Source organism: Ileibacterium valens (assembly GCF_001945525.1).
Classification (GTDB): Bacteria; Bacillota_I; Bacilli_A; order Erysipelotrichales; family Erysipelotrichaceae; genus Ileibacterium; species Ileibacterium valens.
Map to the genome: position 1 here is coordinate 1 of NZ_MPJW01000052.1, position 1,011 is coordinate 1,011.

General features: G+C 47.7%; 2 protein-coding genes. Both read left to right on the forward strand.

Annotated features, from left to right (window positions below; translation table 11 throughout):
- A partial coding sequence (tnpB, locus tag BO222_RS01495) for an IS66 family insertion sequence element accessory protein TnpB (protein WP_143356894.1) occupies positions 1-210 on the forward strand: 210 nt, incomplete at its 5' end.
- Positions 211-281: 71 nt separating this feature from the next.
- Positions 282-1,011 (forward strand): IS66 family transposase zinc-finger binding domain-containing protein (locus tag BO222_RS01500; RefSeq protein ID WP_198931978.1); only part of this gene is annotated, 730 nt, incomplete at its 3' end.

Consider the following 1,011-nt stretch of genomic DNA (forward strand, 5'->3'; position numbering starts at 1 on the left):
CTGTTCCTGTTCTGCGGCAGAAGAGCGGACAGAATCAAAGGCCTTCTTTGGCAGCAGGATGGATTTCTGCTGCTCTATAAACGGTTGGATGACGGCCATTTTCGATGGCCGAGAGACAAAAACGAGGCCAGAGAACTTAGCCCGCAGCAGCTGAGATGGCTGCTTGAGGGGCTCTCTCCAGAGCAGAAAACAACAGTGAAAAGGAGATAGAATAGTGGCGAAAATGCTTTAAATAAAGCGATTTCAGTCTGATTTATGGTATAATTTAAACAGGGAAAATTATGTCAGAAATCAATACGAGCAACATCAGCGAGAACCAGTTCTTTCATCAGCTGGTTGAATTGAACAAGACCATTAACAAGCTGACCATTCAGTATGAGAAGAGCCAGGAAGAGAATGAAGCTAACAGAAAACTGATTAAGAGCCTCACAGAGCAGCTGGATCAGGCAAATGCCACGATCCTTGATCTGTCTGCTCAGATCAGGCTGATGGCTGCTCAGAAGTATGGCAGGAGTTCTGAAAAGAGAAAGCCAGATAAAAAGGACGATCATGACCAGCCATCCAGTCCTTCTGCCGAAACCCCTGCTCCCGGAGCTTCCGCAAGGAAACGGCCTGTTCGTTCCAAAGCCCGTAAGCCGAAGGAATCTCTGGAAGATCTTATTAAAAAGATGAACCTTCCTGTCACAGATGAACTTCACGAACTGTCTGAAGACCAGAGAATCTGTTCCGTCTGCGGTACGGAACTCACTCCGATCGGCAGAAAGCTGGTCCGTCATGAAGTCAGATACATTCCAGGAAAACTGGAAATCATCCGGCACTATTCTGTTTCTTACGGCTGTCCCGAATGTAAAAGGAAGAGCCGGGATCCGCGTTATCTTCCAGGCGAGTTTGATATTCACCCGGTCATGGCAAAGGCTCCCGAATCACTCCTTTTTGGAAAATGGGTTTCTCCCTCTCTGATGGCGCTTGTCATCACCCTCAAGGCACTGTATGGACTCCAGTCAAGCTGGT